General features: G+C 33.3%; 14 protein-coding genes. 10 read left to right on the top strand and 4 right to left on the bottom strand.

The window, feature by feature from the left end; genetic code table 11:
- Positions 1-54 precede the first annotated feature (54 nt).
- Genes AC3IPI_RS13795 through AC3IPI_RS13785 form a run of 3 tightly spaced genes read left to right on the top strand, consistent with a single transcriptional unit; the run spans position 55 to position 2,959 of the window.
- Positions 55-828: a dienelactone hydrolase family protein gene (locus AC3IPI_RS13795; RefSeq protein WP_489153386.1), complete on the top strand. Its 774-nt coding sequence runs from the start codon at positions 55-57 to the stop codon at positions 826-828.
- Positions 829-870: 42 nt separating this feature from the next.
- The gene (locus AC3IPI_RS13790; protein ID WP_489153384.1) at positions 871-1,935 is read left to right on the top strand and encodes a DUF3667 domain-containing protein; all 1,065 of its coding nucleotides are present in this window, start codon (positions 871-873) and stop codon (positions 1,933-1,935) included.
- 7 nt (positions 1,936-1,942) lie between these two features.
- The gene (locus AC3IPI_RS13785; RefSeq protein WP_039118175.1) at positions 1,943-2,959 is read left to right on the top strand and encodes a M28 family metallopeptidase; all 1,017 of its coding nucleotides are present in this window, start codon (positions 1,943-1,945) and stop codon (positions 2,957-2,959) included.
- A gap of 396 nt (positions 2,960-3,355) precedes the next feature.
- Here the strand turns inward: AC3IPI_RS13785 and rho are convergent, their stop codons facing one another.
- Positions 3,356-5,197 carry a transcription termination factor Rho gene (gene rho, locus AC3IPI_RS13780; protein WP_489153382.1) on the bottom strand — a complete coding sequence of 614 codons (1,842 nt, stop codon included), beginning with the start codon at positions 5,195-5,197 and terminating at the stop codon, positions 3,356-3,358.
- Positions 5,198-5,383: 186 nt separating this feature from the next.
- Here rho and AC3IPI_RS13775 point away from each other — a divergent pair, with 186 nt between their 5' ends.
- Positions 5,384-5,794 carry a DUF4293 domain-containing protein gene (locus AC3IPI_RS13775; RefSeq protein ID WP_039112865.1) on the top strand — a complete coding sequence of 137 codons (411 nt, stop codon included), beginning with the start codon at positions 5,384-5,386 and terminating at the stop codon, positions 5,792-5,794.
- A 166-nt stretch (positions 5,795-5,960) separates the two neighbouring features.
- Positions 5,961-6,623 (top strand): response regulator, encoded by a 663-nt coding sequence (locus AC3IPI_RS13770; protein WP_035619889.1) that lies wholly within the window; start codon positions 5,961-5,963, stop codon positions 6,621-6,623.
- Positions 6,624-6,732: 109 nt separating this feature from the next.
- Here the strand turns inward: AC3IPI_RS13770 and AC3IPI_RS13765 are convergent, their stop codons facing one another.
- On the bottom strand, positions 6,733-6,894 hold the full coding sequence (locus tag AC3IPI_RS13765) for a hypothetical protein (protein WP_489153379.1): 162 nt from the start codon (positions 6,892-6,894) through the stop codon (positions 6,733-6,735).
- Between the two features lie 422 nt (positions 6,895-7,316).
- Between AC3IPI_RS13765 and AC3IPI_RS13760 the strand changes: the two genes are divergently transcribed.
- A complete protein-coding gene (locus AC3IPI_RS13760; RefSeq protein ID WP_489153377.1) occupies positions 7,317-9,011 on the top strand; it encodes a tetratricopeptide repeat-containing sensor histidine kinase in 1,695 nt (564 codons plus the stop codon).
- A 173-nt stretch (positions 9,012-9,184) separates the two neighbouring features.
- The gene (locus AC3IPI_RS13755; protein WP_489153375.1) at positions 9,185-10,882 is read left to right on the top strand and encodes a tetratricopeptide repeat-containing sensor histidine kinase; all 1,698 of its coding nucleotides are present in this window, start codon (positions 9,185-9,187) and stop codon (positions 10,880-10,882) included.
- A 1-nt stretch (position 10,883) separates the two neighbouring features.
- Here the strand turns inward: AC3IPI_RS13755 and AC3IPI_RS13750 are convergent, their stop codons facing one another.
- The gene (locus AC3IPI_RS13750; RefSeq protein WP_039112868.1) at positions 10,884-11,381 is read right to left on the bottom strand and encodes a metallophosphoesterase family protein; all 498 of its coding nucleotides are present in this window, start codon (positions 11,379-11,381) and stop codon (positions 10,884-10,886) included.
- 223 nt (positions 11,382-11,604) lie between these two features.
- Complete coding sequence (locus tag AC3IPI_RS13745; RefSeq protein WP_489153372.1) at positions 11,605-13,521, bottom strand: SPFH domain-containing protein; 1,917 nt, start codon at positions 13,519-13,521, stop codon at positions 11,605-11,607.
- 537 nt (positions 13,522-14,058) lie between these two features.
- Between AC3IPI_RS13745 and truA the strand changes: the two genes are divergently transcribed.
- From truA to lpdA, 3 genes are all read left to right on the top strand, one after another.
- On the top strand, positions 14,059-14,793 hold the full coding sequence (gene truA / locus AC3IPI_RS13740; protein WP_039112870.1) for a tRNA pseudouridine(38-40) synthase TruA: 735 nt from the start codon (positions 14,059-14,061) through the stop codon (positions 14,791-14,793).
- Positions 14,794-14,862: 69 nt separating this feature from the next.
- A complete protein-coding gene (locus AC3IPI_RS13735; protein WP_489153369.1) occupies positions 14,863-16,617 on the top strand; it encodes an ABC transporter ATP-binding protein in 1,755 nt (584 codons plus the stop codon).
- Positions 16,618-16,867: 250 nt separating this feature from the next.
- Entirely contained in the window at positions 16,868-18,256 is a 1,389-nt protein-coding gene (lpdA, locus tag AC3IPI_RS13730) for a dihydrolipoyl dehydrogenase (protein ID WP_489153367.1), read from the top strand.
- The last annotated feature ends 78 nt before the right edge of the window (positions 18,257-18,334 follow it).

Raw genomic sequence — 18,334 nt, 5'->3', positions numbered from 1 at the left:
TGAGGTTTTTTTCTATTATTATATTTCTGATATTTGTCTTAAAAACATATTATTATGAAAACCATATATCTATTTATTTTAGGAATTTCACTAAATACCACAATTATGTTTGCACAATTAAAGCCCGTAAAATATACCGATGGCAGTCAGACTCTTAACGGCTTAGCCATTCAGCCAACTACAAAAAGCAATAATAAACCAGGTATACTAATGATTCCCGCTTGGCTAGGAATCGATAATGCTTCAAAAGCAATTGCCGAAGATTTGGCTAAACTAGGTTATCATGTCTTTATTGCCGATATATATGGAGAAGGTAATTACCCAAAAAACACTACTGAAGCTAACAAAATTGCTACCCATTACAAAACCAACTATACCGAATTCCAGAAAAGAATTAATCTTGCTTTGCAACAATTGGTAAAATCTGGAGCTAATGCCGACAATATCGTTGCAATAGGATATTGTTTTGGAGGAACAGGCGTTCTGGAAGCTGCAAGAGGTCATCTTAACTTAAAAGGTGTTGTTTCATTTCACGGAAGTTTAGCCAGAGATGCTGCCAGAACCAACGAAACTATTACAACCAAAGTTTTAGTTTGCCATGGTGCAGATGATCCATATGAATCTGCAGAAGAAATTACCGCTTTTCAACAAGAAATGCGTGACACCAAAGCCGATTGGCAAATGATTTATTATGCCAACGCGGTACACTCATTCACCAATCCCGAAGCTGGAAACGATAATTCTAAAGGAGCTGCATACAATGAAAAAGCTGCCAAACGTTCATTCGAACACTTAAAACTTTTCTTAAACGAAGTGTTAAAAAAATAAATACAATAATCTCAAACCAAAAAATACCAAACCAAATAATTTATGTCAAAAAGTCCATTAAGAAAAGACAAAACCTGCTTGAATTGCAGACACGTTGTCGAACAACATTACTGTCCTAATTGTGGACAAGAAAACACTGATACCAGAAAAACATTTCACCATTTATTCATTCACTTTTTTGAGGATTTAACGCATTATGAAAATGCTTTTTGGCGTACGATTAAAAACCTTTTATTTAAACCATCAGCTTTAACCAAAGAGTATCTTTCAGGTAAACGACTATCTTATTTAGCACCAGTTCGTCTTTATATTTTTATCAGTTTTGTAACTTTTCTTTTAATCGCCATGTTTCCTCTTCATGTAAATGACGACACAAGCGAAGCTATTAATCCAGAAAACGTTCAAAAGCAAACTACAACCATAACCAATAAAATAAAAGAAGACAAAGATGTAAAAGCACTACTAAACTCTGAATCAATATCGAAAGAAGATAAAAAAGCGATTGAAGAAGTTTTAAGTAATCCCAAAGCAAGCAAAGAAAGCCTAATTCAATTTGGATATACATCTGTTAATCAACTAGACTCCATTCAAAAATATGGTCCTGAATCTAAAAAACTTTCTGACTTTAGTTATTGGCTGAACAGAAAAGTCCAACTTATAAAAGATAAAAATAATGGACGAGAAGTACTCGATAAATTCGTAGAGTCATTTATACACAATTTACCTAAAGTTTTATTTATCATCATGCCATTTTTCGCTTTCTTTTTATGGATTTTTCATAATAAAAAGCGTTGGTATTATTTTGACCACGGGATATTTACCCTACATTATTTTTCCTTTTTATTATTAATATTTTTAATTCTATTCACAATAGGAAAAATAGGAGATGCAATAAACTATCCATTTCTTTCTACTATAATTAATTGGTTCACGGCTGCCGGAGTACTGTGGATGTTTTATTATTTTTTCCCTGCTCACCATAGATTTTACGGAGAGTCAAGAATTGTATCATTTATTAAAAGTATGGTATTATTTTTCATAAATTCAATTTTTATACTATTTTTACTAGTTGCATTCGCTTTTTACACATTTATTAATTTACATTAAATAAACAATGAAAAAATTATTAATTCTATTCGTAATTGCTTCGGCATTTTCATGTAAAAACACCCAGGGTGTTGTTGCAAAGGATAATTCGGATCCAACCAAATACATGAACACTATTACTGCCAAAGATTTAAAAAAGCATCTTTACATAGTAGCTTCTGATGAAATGGAAGGAAGAGAAACAGGATCAGCAGGGCAAAAAAAGGCAGGAGTTTATTTAATTAATCAGTACAAAAAAGACAAAGTTTCTTTTCCTAAAGGGGCAGCCGATTACTACCAACCCGTTCCGGCTTCTTACCTTAATGCCAAAAGAAATCAAAACTTACCCGATTCAGAAAATATTTGGGCGTATATCGAGGGTTCAGAAAAGCCAGATGAAGTCTTAGTTATTTCTGCACATTATGACCACGTAGGAGTAAAAGATGGCGAAGTATATAATGGTGCCGATGATGATGGCTCAGGAACAGTTGCTTTACTAGAAATGGCACAAGCTTTTGCAAAAGCAAAAAAAGAAGGACATGGACCTAAACGTTCTATACTTTTCTTACATGTAACTGGAGAAGAACATGGTTTACACGGTTCACGTTTTTACTCAGAAAACCCATTGTTTCCGCTTGCAAATACAATCGCTGATATTAATATTGACATGATTGGACGTCGCGATGTAGAACATGCAAAATCAAACAATTATGTATATGTAATTGGTGCCGACAGATTATCTAGCGATTTACATAATATTGTAGTAGCCCAAAACGAAAAGTACGCTAAACTCGATTTGGACTTCAAATTCAATGATCCAAAAGATCCAAATCACTTTTATGAGCGTTCTGATCATTATAATTTTGCTAAACATGGTATTCCATCTGTATTTTTCTTTAATGGAGTTCACGAAGATTACCACCAAAAAGGTGATGAACCAGAAAAAATCGAATACGATGCTTTAACAAAAAGAACACAACTTGCTTTTGTAATTGCCTGGGATTTAGCAAACAGAGAAAACAGACCAGTAGTTGATAAAAAGTAAAAAAAAGGCTCTAAGGTTCTAAGTTGCAAAGGTTCTGAGGTTCTGAGGTGCTAAGACACTAAGATTTTAAGCTTTATACATAATAAAAAAGGATGAACTTTTAGTTCATCCTTTTTTATTATTTTACTAACTTGTCGTAATCTTGTCATTTCGACAAAGGAGAAATCTTCGTTAGTAATTCGACAAAGATTGGAGTTTATTGTGGAGATTTACTACGTCTGTTCGCTATCGCTCGGGTCTTCTTCGTCGAAATGATTGCATTGTGTCAATTTTAGTAAATAAAAAAGGGATGAGTTTAAAACTCATCCCTTTTTTTATATTTATAGATTCCGAAGAAAAACCTCTGAACCTTTGAACCTTAGTCCCTCAGCACCTTTACAACTTAGTCCCTCTACTCTAGTCATTCATAGAGATTAAAAACTCTTCGTTGTTTTTGGTTTTCTTAAAACGATCGTTGATAAAGTCCATTGCTTCAACAGGATTCATGTCTGAAAGGTATTTTCTCATGATCCACATTCTTTGTAATGTTTTCTCATCTAGTAACATATCATCACGACGCGTACTTGAAGAAGTCAAATCGATTGCAGGGAAAATACGTTTGTTAGCAATCTTACGATCCAATTGTAACTCCATATTACCTGTACCTTTAAATTCTTCAAAGATAACCTCGTCCATTTTTGATCCGGTTTCAGTTAATGCTGTAGCAATAATACTTAATGAACCTCCATTTTCTACATTACGAGCAGCTCCAAAGAATCTTTTTGGTTTTTGTAATGCATTCGCATCAACACCTCCACTTAATACTTTACCCGAAGCTGGTTGTACCGTATTGTAAGCTCTAGCCAAACGTGTAATCGAGTCTAACAAGATTACTACATCATGACCACATTCTACTAAACGTTTTGCTTTTTCTAATACTATATTAGCAATTTTAACGTGCTCTTGTGGTTCTCTGTCAAAAGTAGAAGCAATTACTTCTCCACGCACACTACGTTGCATATCGGTAACCTCCTCAGGACGCTCATCTATAAGAAGAACGATTAAATATACCTCTGGATGATTTGCAGCAATAGCATTTGCAATATCTTTAAGCAACATTGTTTTACCCGTTTTAGGCTGTGCTACAATCATACCACGTTGCCCTTTTCCTATTGGAGAGAACAAATCGATTATACGAGTTGAAATTGTACTTTGCTTTTCGGCTAATTTAAATTTTTCAGAAGGAAAAACTGGAGTTAAATGTTCGAATGAAACACGATCGCGAACTACTTGAGGATCATGTCCGTTTATTTTTAGAACTCGAACTAATGGGAAAAACTTTTCTCCTTCTTTAGGAGGACGCACTACTCCTTTTACTGTATCACCTGTTTTAAGACCAAACAATCTGATTTGTGAAGTTGATAAATAAATATCATCTGGAGAGGCTAAATAATTATAATCAGAAGAACGTAAGAATCCGTAACCATCCGGCATCATTTCCAGAACACCTTCACTTTCGATAATTCCGTCAAACTCAAAATCAGAGTCTCTGAAATTATTCTTTTTATTCTTAAAGTTTGGATTTTGATTACCATTATTCCCGTTTTGATTTGGATTTTGATTCGGGTTCTGGTTTGGATTTTGATTTGGATTCTGCTTATTCTGGTTCGGATTTGTCTTTTTTACCTGAACTGGTGCTTCAGTTTTTTCCGATGTAGCATTTGTTGGAGTCTCATTTTCAGTTTCAGATGAATTTTCATTTGAAATTTCTGCTTCTGGCGCAACCTCTTTAGCTGCTTCTTTTTCCTTTTGTAAAGCGACCTTTTTTTCGTAGGCCGATTTATTGAATTTTATAATTTTTGATCCTTTTTTCTCAGGAACAATCTTTTCTGATGTTTGAACAGGTTCAACTGTTTCTATAGATTCTGCTTCTGGAGCGATTGGTGCTACTGGAGTATCAAGAATTTCAGTTGGTTTACTTTCTTTTTCTTCTTCAAAAACTAAATTCTTTTGAACTGTATTCTTTTGTATAGCTGCTTTTTTAACTGGAACAATTCGAGCTCTTTTAGGCTTATCATCTTCAACAACTTCATTTTCTTTTTGAACAACTGGCGGCTGCACAGTCGTTTCTTGATGTGCCAAAATCTGACTTATTAATGTGTCCTTTTTTACACCGTTAAATTTTATTGTTTTAGCTAACTTAGCTATTTCTTGAAGCTCAGAAAGCTTCATTTCTTTTAATGCAGAAATATCAAACATGAATGTTCTATGAATTTAATTAATTTTCGGAAATACTGTAAAAGAATAGGTAGTACTGTTTTTTTTTGAATCAACCGCAGTATGAAGTGCTTACGGTATTGTGATGCAATAATACGAATAAAATTTTATCATACAATAGTATTTGTAAAAAAGAAAATATATTTTTGTAAAACAATAATCAAGAAAATGATACAACGAATTCAAACTATATATTTACTTTTAACATTTGCGGTTACTATATTAATGACTTTCGTTCCGCTTTGGACAACAGCAGATGCTAAGCCTTATTATTTCATGCAAAATCAACTTTACGTTGTTTTACTAGGTTTAAGTGCTATGTTATCTATCGTAAGTATTATTTCATATAAAAAGAGACAAAACCAGTTTGTCATGGGCAGACTGAATATAATATTAAATTTAATTTTATTAGGATTGTTTGTATATCATTCACTAAATGTATCTGGAGAAACACCTGCTGTTTCTGAGAAAGGTATTGGGATGTTTCTACCTATAGTTGCTATCGTATTATTAGTGTTAGCTAATAAAGCCATCAAAAAGGATGAAGATCTTGTAAAATCTGTGGATAGATTGAGGTAAACCTATAAACTTAATTTATTTTGTGCGAAGAAGACCCGAATTATATAATTCGGGTTTTTTTGTGGGAAATATCAAGATTTTTGCACTACTATGATTAAATTAAGCCCTATAAACACTTATAGTCCCTTATTTTTTCATAAATTTGAAACGAATAGTTATCATTTTTATGAAAGACAAAATACGAGTACATCTAGCCGATGATCATCAGGTACTTATTGACGGGCTTACCAATTTATTACATACCGTTTCTGACTTTGAGGTTGTAGGCTCTTCTTTGAACGGAATGAATATTTTTGATGATGTATCTACAAATAACACTAGTATCTTAGTTCTAGATATAAGTATGCCTCAAAAAGATGGTATCGAAGTCCTTAAAGAATTCTCAGAAAAAGGTTTTCCCTGCAAAGTAATAATCCTTTCTAGTTATGATGATTTAAAAATCATTAAAGAGGTAATGAATCTTGGAGCCAGTGGTTATCTAACCAAAAAATGTGCTGGCGAAAATATCATAGAGGCTATTGAAGCTGTTAATAAAGGAGAAGAGTATTTTTGCGATTCGGTTAGAGAAAAAATATTTACCACTTTTACAAGAGGTAATCCTAAACTCAACGAACGTACGCGAGAAGAAAATTCTATATTAAGCTCTCGTGAACTTGAGATTATCACATTAATTTCCCTTGAATATAGTGGAAAAGAAATTAGTGAATTGCTTTTCATCAGTACTAATACTGTCGAAACTCATCGCAAGAATATCATGAAAAAATTAAAAACAAAAAACACTATTGGTCTCGTAAAATATGCGATTAAGAACAATTTGATTAAATCATAAATATAAAAAGTGCTTCAAAAACTGAAGCACTTTTTTTATTCTTTACTAAATTAATTTACACCTTTTTATTTAAGTTAATTTGTAATCGATTCATTATAAGAGAATTTTATTAACTATCTCCCTTTCCTCCTTTATCAATATCTACCTTTTCTTCTATTGGCTCTTCTGGTTGATTTTCATCTTCAGGAGTTGGTTCACCTCCAGTATTAGTGTTTGGGTCTTCTCCTGCTAAATTGTAATTTTCTTCTCCTTCTAAAAATTGTTTTGACATTTGTTATTTTATTTAAATTAATTAATCCCAAATCATTTTAAGACACTTTGGGCTCTGTCTTTATTATTTAGTGAATTACACCTTTTTATCTATTTTTGTCAGAATTTAAGCTTCATATACCTAAAATAATCTTTAGGATCTTCTGGTCGTTTCCTGAATCATATAGTACATATAAAACTCCATAAATGATACATTTTTATGCAAACAAGCTTTACAGCTATCTCAAATACCACCCACACATCTATTTAGTATTTAATTACTTACAAATTAAATTCATAAATCTATTCATAAAAAGCCTTAATTAACCAGAAACATTACCTACACAATAATAACTTTTTTTTTTCAATCATAAAGGGATTTAATTATTAAATTTGGAGCTAAAATGTTAGAAATTCTTATCTATAAAATAACAGTCGTATTAAATGCATAAAACTCGATTTTTCTCATTACTCATTATATTACTAATATGTTTTAGCACCGACTCTTACTCTCAAAATAAGCCACTTCCAAAAAATGAAATTGATAAATTAATAAAAGAAGCTATTGCTAGCTGGAAAACTAACGATTATGAGAAATCGTTAAAACAAGCAAGAATTGCCTTAAAACAAGCAATTGACATTAATGACAACTACCTTATCGCATATAGTTACAACACAATAGGCCTAAATTTTGATGAGTTGATTATGCTCGACAAAGCTTTAGTATTTTACCAAAAAGCATTATACTATGTTGATAAAACCAACGACAGTAAATTAAAAGCCAAAATCCACAACAATCTGGCAAACACCTATTTTTTCTATAAAAAAGAGTATCAAAAAGGGATTAATCACTATAAAAAATCACTTGAATACAGCCAAAATTCACCCGATAATGCAAGAATATATCTTAGAAAACTTAATATTACCTGGGCCTATTTTGAGATCAAAAATTATGACAAAGGTTTAGATTATTTAAATTATATAAATGAATTTAAACAATATGGAGATGAGTCAACTGAGGTTGCTCTTAATATGCTGAATGCAATATATTATGATCATAAAAACGATACGATAAAAGCAAATGCATTTTTTACAAAAGCGATTGCTTTAGGAAATGAAAGTTATGAAAAATTTGATTTAGCAAAAACGCATGAAAAATACGCAGACTTTTTATTCAGAAATCATGACTACAAAAAAGCATATGAAAACATCACTAAACTTAATGCTCTCGAAAAGGAACTTACTGAATCTATAGAATTAAAAAAGACAAAACTGGTAGGTGTTAATCTTGAATTAGATGAATACAAAAGAGAAGTTGATAAAATTGAATCTCAATATAAAACCAAACAACAATCTTTATTAAAGGAACAATCCCGCAACAAAAAAATTGTTAGCATTATGTTTTCTTTGTTTATTGTTACTATCATCTTATTTTATTTTTTCTATCAAAATACCAAACTTAAACAGAAAAACAGACTTAAAGATGTACAGAGTAAAATACAACAAAACATCATTAATGCCAGTATTGACGGTCAGGAAAGTGAGCGCAAAAAAATAGCATTATTTTTACATGACAACATTAGTGCCTTATTATCTACCGCAGGAATGCATCTGAACGTTTTTTCGACACAAAACGAACCTGTATCTGAAGAAATTCTTAAAACAAAATTTATTCTCGAAGAAGCGCATGATAAAGTACGTGATTTATCTCATGAACTTTTACCCACATTATTAGTTCGCTTTGGTTTGTTTTATGCTCTTGAAGATTTATGCGAAAAAAATTCGAACTCGACTCTTCTTTTTGAATACTCCTGTACAATTCCCCCGAAGACTCGTTATCATGAAAAATTCGAAATGAGAATCTACTTTATAATTTCAGAACTTTTAAATAATATCATAAAACACAGTGAGGCTACCATTGCCAGTGTTTCGTTAGTAGAGAATAATTCGAATCTTATTATTAATGTAAATGATAACGGAAAAGGCTATAATACCAACGAATTTAACATCGCTGAAGGCTTTGGACTGAATCAGATTAGAGCAAGAATAAAAAATTTGAAAGGAGATATCGAAGTTATTTCCAAAATTGACATGGGAACCTCAATAAAGATAGATGTTCCGATAATGTCTGAATCGTAATTTAATTCTAAAAACTGATTTATATAAATCATTAAATATTAAATTATTTACTATTGTATTCTAAATTAACATGTCACGTTTTGAGCATCAATTAAACATCAATAGCAATAAAATTAATTATTAAATTTGAACCCTAATCTTTGAAATTACATATATAATAATCATTATATTAAATGCACAAAAATCGAATTGTCTTATTACTCGTCATATTGCTAATTTGTTTAAGCAACAAATTTTACCCTCAAAGCAAGCCTCTTTCTAAAAAAGAGACAGAAAAACTTTATGATGAAGCTGTAAAATTTATGCGTGAAGGACAATACGAAAAATCCCTAACACTGTCTCGTCTCACTTTAAACTATGCAATCGCTGCTAATGATCCAAATCTTATTGCAAAATCATACAATACAATTGCTGCCAATTTTGATGAATTAACAGAACCTGACAAAGCCTTATTTTATTACAAAAAAGGATTAATATATGCCGAGAAAACCAACAATGGCGAACTTAAGAATTGGCTTTATAATAATTTAGGTAATATTTACTGCTTTAATAAAAAGGAATATGAAAAAGGAATTTCTTATTATAAAAAGTCTCTTTTTTACAGTACTAAAATAAAAGACTCGGTACAAGTAGTTTTTACAAAACTAAATATTACTTGGGCTTATTTTGACATTGGCGGTTATAAAGACGGTTACCCCTACTTGAGTTACATTAATAAGTTCCACTCAAAACATGGTGACGCTTCTACTTTGGTAGTATTAAATATGCTTAACGGTATGTATTATAATCATGAAAACAATAACAAAAAAGCAGATTTATTTTTTAAAAAAGCAATAAAAATTGGTCGAGAAGGAAATGAAAAATCAGATTTATGTTTCACTTATCAAGAATATTCTAAGTTTCTATCAAAAATAGGAAAATCTAAAGAAGCCTATGACAATCTAGCTCTTTATACTACTTTAAACGAAGAACTAAATAATGAAGATAAATTACGAAAAGTAGATGTTGCTGATCTTAATCTAGAAGTAGATCAATACAAAAGAGACATTGATAAAATAGAATCGCAGTACAAATCAAAACAACAATCTTTATTATCAGAGCAATCCCGTAACAAGAAAGTGGTTAGTATTATGGTTTCTCTATTTGTTATTAGTATCATCTTGTTTTATTTTTTCTATCAGAATACCAAACTGAAACAAAATAACAGACTAAAAGATATACAAAGCAAAATACAACAAAACATAATTAATGCCAGTATCGACGGTCAGGAAAGTGAACGAAAGAAAATTGCTTTATTCTTACACGATAATATTAGTGCCTTATTATCTTCGGCAGGAATGCATTTAAATGTTTTTTCGACTCAAAATGAACCTGTTTCTGAAGAAATTCTTAAAACAAAATTCATTCTGCAAGAAGCTCATGATAAAGTACGTGATTTATCTCATGAACTTTTACCTACATTATTAGTTCGATTTGGCTTGTTTTATGCGCTGGAAGATTTATGCGAAAAGAATTCTAATTCGACGATACTTTTTGAGTATTCTTGTGCTATTCCATCGAAAACCCGATACAATGAAAAATTTGAAATGAGAATCTATTTCATCATTTCGGAACTTTTAAACAACATTATAAAACATAGTGAAGCTTCTCTTGCTAGTATTTCGTTAGTTGAAGAAAATGGCCACCTGATTGTCAATGTAAATGATAACGGCAAAGGATATAAAACAAATAAATTTCATATCGACGAAGGCTTTGGTCTAAACCAAATTAGAGCCAGAATAAAGAATTTAAAAGGTGAAATAGCAGTTATATCTAAAATTGATATTGGTACCTCGATTAGAATTGAAGTTCCAATAGTAAACCTGGTATAAATTAATTACGTTTCTCGATTTCTATAATTTCTAAATCTTTTATTTTATCTCCGTCAATCACAAATCGCAACATCGTGCGCACTTGATGAAAACCACTTTTACCAGCAGCTCCAGGATTCATATGCAGCAAATTATTCTTTTTATCGAACATCACTTTTAATATATGTGAATGTCCGCAGATAAATAATTTAGGAGGATCAGAAGCCATTTCTGCTTTTATAGCAGGACTATACTTTCCGGGATAACCACCAATATGAGTAATCCAAACTGAAACATCTTCACACATAAAACGATTATTTAACGGAAATTCTAATCGAGCTTTAGCATCATCGATATTTCCATAAACACAACGTAGTGGTTTTACTTTTTTTATAGCATCGGTAACCGATAAATCACCAATATCTCCCGCATGCCACACTTCATCAGCTTGGGAAACGTATTTTAAAATTGTATCATCAATATGGCTGTGCGTATCGGAAAGTAGGAGGATTTTTTTCATTACAAGTACAAAGGTTCAGAATTGCAAAGGTACAAAGGTTTTCTTTGTAGAGGCGCACCGCAGTGCGTCTTTCGTACGGTTTTCTTTTGTTGTTGAACATAAAAAAATCCGATCTGCTAATGCAGACCGGATTTAAAACTTTGTGTTAGACGCACTTCTGTCCGTCTCTACGTTATACGATGTCTTTTACATTTCACCTCTAACGCTTTACATTTTACAATAGTTACTGTTTCTTAGGGTTTTTAACATCTTTAGAATCTTTGGTATCTATCATTTCCATTAGTTTTAATCCTAACAAACCACTGATAGAACCATCAGAACCACTGTTTCCGGAAATTAAAACATCAGGAATTATTTTGATGTTTCCTTTTCCAATTTCTTCTGTAACTTTATATCTGGTAAAATTATCTCCACCCATCGCGCTAACCTGAAGTTGGTACGATTCTGCAGTCGATTTACCAATTGCCATAATTTTCTCTGCTTCGGCTAAACCTGTTTTAGAAATCCTTTCCGCTTCTGCACTTGCGTTCAATTTGGTAGCCTCAGCTTGTGCTCCTGCTCTTGCTTTTGTTGCTTCAGCTTCCGCATTGGCACGCATTTTTGTAGCTTCGGCTTCGGCGTTTACATTCAGTTTTAAACTGGTTGCATCTCCTTCAGCTTTCTTCACGGTTGCATCTGCGGTACGTTGTGCAATTTCTACACTTTGCGAAGCACGCACAATTTCTTTCTGCATATCTGCAATCGCAGTTTCTTTCTCCATTCCCTGACGTTGTTCCTGCGCCATTCTTTGAGTTTGATATGTTTTTTGCTCCTCTTCTGCTAATTTTCTATCTGTCAAAGTTTTCATCAATGAATCTGGCGGAACGATATCTCCAATCAAAGTATCAACAGCATTTACGTTATATTCATCAAGAACTAATTTAATATGATTTTTAGCCGATTCCTGACGTTCTTTCCTTGTAGACAAGAAAGAAATAACATCGCTATCCTGAGCCGAGTTTCTGAAATAGTTACCAATTGTAGGCTCTAAAACCTGAGAAACTAAGTTATTCATGCTTCCAAAACGAGCAATTACTTTTGGCGCTTCGGCAGCCGGAACGTGAATAATTTGTGCCACATCAAGATTAAATGGGAAACCATCTTTTGAACGAACAGTAATCGTAGAAAGATTTTTATCTAAATCATGCGACTCACTTCTGGCATTTGCCCAATTCAAAACCAAGTTGGTTGTTGGAACTGCTTCTAACTTAGTCGTATATTTATTTAAGGCATATTTTCCAGGTCCAAAAGGTTCCATCCAAACACCACGTTGTCCTTTTGAAACAATGTTTCCGTGTTTAAAAGTATCTCCGGTAACATCTTGACCATCTTCTCCAATATACGAAATAACAACTCCAACATATCCAATAGGCACATCGGTCATTGGGTTTTGTTCTATCAAGATTCCCCATGTATTAATATAGTACGATCCTGCCAACATTACCTGAGGCTGTAAACCACGATTTCCGCCAGTATCCAAAAACTTGTCAAAATCCTGAAAGTTATTATGACCTTCAACAAATTTCCCTGCAATTTGTCCTTGCGGAATTGGTTCTCCGTCAAGAGCTGTTACAATACCAATCATGTTCTCATAAATCTTGATTTGGTCTGCAATTACAATTTCGAACAAGAACGTATTTATACGATACGAACCTGTGGTAATAAAAGCAGTCTGACGTCCTTTTTGTCCGCCATTGTCCAGGAAAAAAGTAGCATCCTGAAAGTTGTCACTTTCTACTTTTCGGGCTAAGATTCGACCGGTTGGAATTTCCTTTCCGTCTTTACTTAAAACGAGTCCAATTTTTCCTTCCGGAATAACTGTAAATCCAGTCATATCTATCGAATATTGCCAGATCCACATTCCCCAGTATAAACCCGGAGCAAGCGTTTTTGCCTGATAACCTGCTTCTCCTTTTGTCGCAATAATACGACCATCAGGAAGCGATTTATCAGTTCCGAACAAAACGAATTTTTTAGTCACAAGACCAATCTTATCCTCTGGAACCATCACCATTCCGAAGAAAACACGTAAAATAAATTTGTAAAAAACGATGGAGAATAAGATTAAAATTATCCACCAATAAGAAGTAATTTCATTCATAGTTTTGATATATTAGATTACAAACATAGCAGAAATACTTCCTGTTAAAATGAAATATTTTCAAAATTAACTTTTGTTAATTTTACTGAAATAATATTTAAAAAAGCCCCTGATTAAATCGTTGGAATTGTCAATTTCTGACACGATTTTTTGCTAAGCAAACTATGATTGGTATTTTTGATTTTAACAGTTTTTTGAGGAAGGTACATAGGTTCAGAGAGGCAAGGGTTCTTTAATTAGGTTCAAAGAAACAGAGATGCAAAGGTGCAAAGGTTTTTTTTATGAAGGTACAAAGATGCAAAGGTTCTGAGGTACTAAGGTTTTCTGTAGAGGCGCACCGCAGTGCGTCTTCACAAGGTGTTTTTACAAAACAATATTCAATTAGAACGTAAAAACTTTGGCGGGAGACGCACTGCGGTGCGTCTCTACAATGCGTCCCTAAAAAAACCTTAAAACCTCAGAACCTTTGCACCTTTGCATCTCTATTCCTTTGAACCTTTTTTGTACCTTTGCATCTTAGAACCTCTGCACCTTAAAATGAGATATTTTATACAATTTGCATACAACGGCACGCATTATCATGGTTGGCAATTTCAGCCTAATGCGTCATCAGTTCAGGAAACTTTAAACAAAGCACTTTCTGTTTTATTAAATACTCCTATTAATTTAATGGGGGCTGGTCGTACTGATACTGGTGTTCATGCCAAAGAAATGTTTGCTCATTTTGATTATGATTCTCCTATTGTCGTTCCGAATTTGGTTCACAAACTCAATTCTTACTTACCAAAAGACATTGCTATTTATGATGTTATCTTGGTTCAGGACGAAGCGCATTGTCGTTTTGACGCAACCAAACGTACTTATGAATATCATATTAATACCGTGAAAGATCCTTTTCTGGAGGAACTGAGTTGGTATTTTCATCAATATCTGGATGTTGCTTTGATGAACGAAGCTGCTAAAATTTTGTTAAATCATACCGATTTCCAATGCTTTTCGAAGGTGAACACTGATGTAAATACATTTGATTGTAGTATTTTTGAAGCGTATTGGAAAACCGAAGATAATAAGCTGATTTTTACCATTTCGGCCAATCGTTTTTTACGAAATATGGTTCGCGCCATTGTTGGCACTCTGATAAACATTGGTTTACACAAAATTACGCTGGATGATTTTGAAAATATCATTGCTAGTAAAAACCGAGACAAAGCTGGTTTTTCGGTTCCGGCACACGGATTGTATTTAACTAAGGTTGTTTACGATTATTTATAGCTTTAAGCTATAGGCAGTAAGCCTAAAGCCTAAAGCCTAAAGCCTAAAGCCTAAAGCAAAAAAAATAAAATGAAAGCAAAAGCATTTGATACTGGCCTCTTCAAACGAATTCTTACTTATACTAAACCTTACAAATGGCGCTATAATGGTGTAATCATTTTTGCGGTTTCGCTCTCTATTTTTGCCGCTCTTCGCCCCTATTTGCTTAAGCAAACGGTGGACGGATATATTAAAACGCACGACCAATTGGGTTTACTTTTTTATGTAACCTTAATGGGAATTGTGCTTTTATTGGAGGTTTTCTCGCAGTTTTATTTTGTGTATTGGGCAAACTGGTTGGGTCAGGATATTGTAAAGGATATCCGCACGAAGTTGTTTAAACACATTTTGAGTTTTAGAATGAAATATTTTGACCTTGTTCCTGTAGGACAATTGGTTACTCGTTCGGTTTCAGATATTGAGTCGATTGCAAGAATCTTCAGCCAGGGTTTATTTATGATTATTAGTGACTTGATGAAAATGCTTGTTGTGCTAATTTTTATGTTTTATATGAACTGGAAACTTACTTGGATTGTGGTTATTGCCATGCCTATTTTGGTTTATATCACTCGTATTTTTCAGCGCAAAATGCAGGTTGCTTTTGAGGAAGTTCGAACTCAGATTGCCAACATGAACTCGTTTGTACAGGAGCGTGTTACGGGTATGAAGATTGTTCAGCTTTTTAATCGTGAGAATGCTGAGTACGAAAGTTTCAAGGAAATAAACGGTAAACATAAAAAAGCATGGATAAAAACGATTTTATATAACTCAATTTTCTTCCCTATTGCCGATATTATTTCGTCGCTTACATTGGGGTGCATTGTCGTTTTTGGTGGATTTAAAATCCTAAACGGTGATAACTTTACGACTTTTGGGGATTTATTCTCCTACACGATGTTTATCGGAATGTTGTTTAATCCGTTGCGTCAGATTGCGGATAAATTTAACGAGATGCAATTAGGAATGATTGCTGCCAATCGTGTTTTTGATATTATCGATACGCAAGACCATATCCAGGATACTGGAACTATCGAAGCTCCTATTTTTAAAGGAACTATCGAATTTAAGGACGTTCGTTTTGGATATATTCCAGAAGAAGAAGTTATTAAAGGCATTGATTTATCGGTTGAAGCCGGACAAACTATTGCTATTGTAGGTTCGACTGGTGCTGGAAAATCGACTATTATTAACTTACTGAATCGCTTTTATGAAATTAATAGCGGAACAATTTGCATTGACGGTCATAATATAGAGAACTATACGCTGGCTTCATTACGCAAGCAAATTGCGGTGGTTTTGCAAGATGTGTTTTTGTTTGCCGATACGATTTACAATAATATTACACTTAATAATCCTGAAATAACCAAGGCTCAGGTTGTAGAAGCTGCCAAAGTAATTGGAGTACATGATTTTATTATGAGCTTGCCAGATAATTATGACTTTGATGTAAAGGAACGTGGTGTAATGCTTTCTTCGGGTCAGCGCCAACTGATTGCTTTTTTGCGTTCGTATGTAAGTAATCCGAGTATTTTAATATTAGATGAAGCAACTTCGTCTATAGATACCTACTCTGAAGAATTAATTCAGCGTGCTACCGAAACGATTACCAAAGGCAGAACTTCGATTGTTATTGCGCATCGATTGGCAACGATTGTAAACGCCGATAAAATTGTGGTTATGGATAAAGGTCTTATTGTAGAGCAAGGAACGCATCAGGAATTGATAAATCGTGCCGAAGGTTTTTATAAAAACTTATACGACTCTCAATTTGTGGTTGCAAATTAATACGGGACACATTTTTAATTACTGCTATTTTCACAAAAAAAAGGTGATTATTAGCTAAAATTTAGCAAATTAAATCACTTTTATTTTAATCTCTGTGAAATAGCCAATACAAATTGACCTTGAAATAAAAATTAAACCTTTTTTTAAAATAAATCCTTAAATTCGCAATCTCTATTCATAGTTGAAAAACACAAAATGAAATGCGTTTTTAACCGCTTTCAATTTTAAAAATAAAATAAATACTTAAAAAATGAAATACGACGTTATTGTTTTAGGAAGTGGTCCAGGCGGATATGTAACTGCCATTAGAGCATCACAATTAGGCTTTAAAGTAGCCGTAGTTGAAAAAGAAAACCTAGGTGGTGTATGCTTAAACTGGGGTTGTATTCCTACCAAAGCATTACTTAAATCGGCTCAGGTTTTTGATTATCTAAAACACGCTTCCGATTACGGATTGACTGTTTCTGAATTCGATAAAGATTTCCCTGCTGTTATACAACGTAGCCGTGGTGTTGCTGAAGGAATGAGCAAAGGTGTTCAGTTCCTGATGAAGAAAAATAAAATTGACGTTATAGATGGTTTTGGTAAACTTAAACCAGGAAAAAAACTTGACGTTACTGATAAAGATAATAAAGTTACAGAATATAGCGCTGACCATATTATTATTGCTACAGGTGCTCGTTCTCGTGAGTTACCAAACTTACCTCAGGATGGAGTAAAAGTAATAGGATACCGTCAAGCAATGACTTTACCTACTCAACCTAAATCGATGATTATCGTAGGTTCTGGAGCTATTGGAGTTGAGTTTGCACATTTTTATAACTCAATGGGAACTGAGGTTACTATTGTAGAATTTATGCCAAACGTTGTTCCTGTAGAAGACGAAGATATCTCTAAACAATTTGAGCGTTCTTTGAAAAAAGCTGGAATTAAAATCATGACTAACTCTTCTGTAGAGCGTATTGATACAACTGGCGCAGGTGTAAAAGCATTTGTTAAAACTGCAAAAGGTGAAGAAGTTCTTGAGGCTGACATCGTACTTTCGGCTGTTGGAATTAAAACTAACATCGAAAACATTGGTCTTGAAGAAGTAGGTATCGCTGTAGACAGAGATAAAATCTTGGTAAATGCTTACAACCAAACTAACATCCCTGGATATTATGCTATTGGTGATGTTACTCCTGGACAAGCTTTGGCTCACGTAGCTTCTGCTGAAGGAATTAACTGTGTAGAAAAAATTGCTGGTTTACACGTAGATCCAATCGATTACGGAAACGTTCCTGGTTGTACTTACGCAACTCCAGAAATTGCATCTGTAGGTTTAACTGAAAAACAAGCTAAAGAAAAAGGATACGAATTAAAAATTGGTAAATTCCCATTCTCTGCTTCAGGAAAAGCTAAAGCTGCTGGAACTCCAGACGGTTTTGTAAAAGTAATTTTTGATGCTAAATATGGCGAATGGTTAGGATGTCACATGATTGGTGCTGGTGTTACAGATATGATTGCTGAGGCAGTTGTTGCTCGTAAACTAGAAACTACCGGACATGAAATCTTAAAATCTATTCACCCTCACCCTACAATGAGTGAGGCTGTTATGGAAGCTGTTGCTGATGCTTACGGCGAAGTAATTCACTTGTAATATTCCCTTAGTTAAGAATATAATTTTCAATCTAAAATCCGATTTGCGAAAGCAAGTCGGATTTTTTTTATGATTTAC

The organism is Flavobacterium sp. GL_143 (genome assembly GCF_057834355.1).
The sequence above is the reverse complement of the archived record's forward strand: the minus strand, read 5'-3'. Positions and strand labels throughout refer to the sequence as shown.